Annotated in this window: 2 protein-coding genes; both read left to right on the top strand. The window is 65.1% G+C overall.

Annotated elements, in window-relative coordinates:
- Window positions 1-150: 150 nt before the first annotated feature.
- Complete coding sequence (locus EN932_RS34970; protein WP_127369916.1) at window positions 151-1,401, top strand: D-amino acid dehydrogenase; 1,251 nt, start codon at window positions 151-153, stop codon at window positions 1,399-1,401.
- A 114-nt stretch (window positions 1,402-1,515) separates the two neighbouring features.
- On the top strand, window positions 1,516-1,952 hold a 437-nt coding region (locus EN932_RS34965), incomplete at its 3' end, for an alanine racemase (RefSeq protein ID WP_245483387.1).

Raw genomic sequence — 1,952 nt, 5'->3', positions numbered from 1 at the left:
CCTGGGAGCGCATCCTGACCGGCAAGAACTCCGCGCGCGGCTGAGCCGGGTTCTCCCAAGGGCTCGCAAGCCGGGCAGCGAAGCGCTATTGAAGGCGTTCGCGGCAAGGCGCGGAGGCGCGGCGCCGCGAGGAGATCTTGGGGGAATGGCATGAAAATAACGGTGCTCGGGGCCGGTGTCGTCGGTACGGCGGCCGCCTATTATCTGGCCAGCGACGGCCATGAGGTGACGGTGATCGAGCGCCATCCGGCGGCGGCACAAGGCACCAGCCAGTCCAATGCCGGCCTGGTGTCACCGGGTGACGCCACCGCCTGGGCCTCGCCGGCGGCTTTGAAGACCTTCCTGCGCGGGCTCTACAACCATGATCTCGGCATCAAGGTCAGGCTGCGCCTTGATCCCTATTTCCTCGCCTGGAGCCTGCGTTTCCTGCGCCAGTGCACGGTGGCGCGCCTGCGCGCCAACACCGACATCAAGCTCAGGCTCGCGCTCTATTCGCGCGACTGCATCAATGCGCTTTCGGAAGCGACCGGCATCCATTACGACGAGCGCAAGAAGGGCATTCTCTATTTCTTCCGCTCGCAAAAGAGCCTCGACACCGGCACCGACAATTACCGTTATCTTGCCAAGCACGGCCTGCCGATCGAAATCGTCGGCCGCGACCGGCTGGTCGAGCTGGAACCGGGCCTTGCCGGCGTCAAGGACAAGATTGCCGGCGGCGTCTATTCGCCAACCGACCAGACCGGAGATTCCAAGCAGTTTGTCGACAGGCTGGCCGCCTATGCGGCCGAGAAGCTCGGCGTCAAATTCCTGTTCGGCACGACAGTCGAAGGCCTCGACATCGAGGGCGACCGGGTGCGCGCGGTGATGACTTCGGCCGGCCCGGTCGCCGGCGATGCGGTTGTCATCTCGATGGGGCCGGAAAGCGGCCTGCTCGGGCGCCGTTACGGCATCGACCTGCCCGTCTATCCGGTAAAAGGCTATACCGCGACGATTCCCCTGGAGGACGAAAGCAGGGGACCGACCATGGGCGGCGCCGACGAGGACCGGCTGATCGGCTATTCCAGGCTGGGCAACCGGTTGCGGATGTCCTCGACGGCCGAATTCACCGGCTTCGACCGCACTTTCAAGCCCGCCGATTTCAAGACGATCATCAGCACCGGCAAAGATCTTTTCCCGGGTGCCTTCGACGAGAAGAAGGCTGTGTTCTGGGCGGGCCTGCGCCCGATGATGCCCAACTCGGTGCCGGTCATCGGCCAGGCGCGCTACAAGAATCTCTATCTCGACACCGGCCACGGCCATGTCGGCTGGACCATGGCCTGCGGCTCGGGGAAATTCCTTGCCGACCTCGTTTCCGGCCGCAGGCCGGAGATCGACCCGCAGGGGCTGGTTTACGGGGGCTAGGATGTCGGGACCGCAAGTCGCCATCGACCTTGGCCGCATCGAGCGCAACGCGCGCACCATCGTCGAGCGCTGCGCGCTGTCGGGCATAAAAGTGTTCGGCGTCACCAAGGGCACTTGCGGCATGCCGCAAGTGGCACGCGCCATGCTGCGCGGCGGCGTCGCCGGCATCGCCGAATCGCGTTCGAGAACATCCGCCGGCTGCGCGACAGCGGCATCAACGCACCGATCATGCTGCTGCGCAGCCCGCCGATGGCGCGGGTCGAGGAGGTGGTGCGCACCGTCGACATCAGCCTGCAATCGGAACTCGCCACCATCCGCGAAATTTCGCGCATCGCCGAGCGCATGGGCCGCGTCCACGACATCATGCTGATGATCGATCTCGGCGATCTCCGCGAAGGCATCTGGCCGAACGACCTGATCCCCACGGTTGAGCAGATCCTGCAGTTCAAGGGCGTGCGCATCGCCGGCATCGGCACCAATCTCGGCTGCTTCGGCGCCATCATGCCGACGCCGGAAAACCTTGGGCAGCTCGTCGCCCATGCCTACAAGAC

The organism is Mesorhizobium sp. M7A.F.Ca.US.002.01.1.1 (assembly GCF_004022955.1).
In the GTDB taxonomy this organism is placed as follows: Bacteria; Pseudomonadota; Alphaproteobacteria; order Rhizobiales; family Rhizobiaceae; genus Mesorhizobium; species Mesorhizobium ciceri.
Note: the sequence above shows the minus strand (reverse complement) of the source record. Positions and strands in the feature narration are given on the sequence as shown.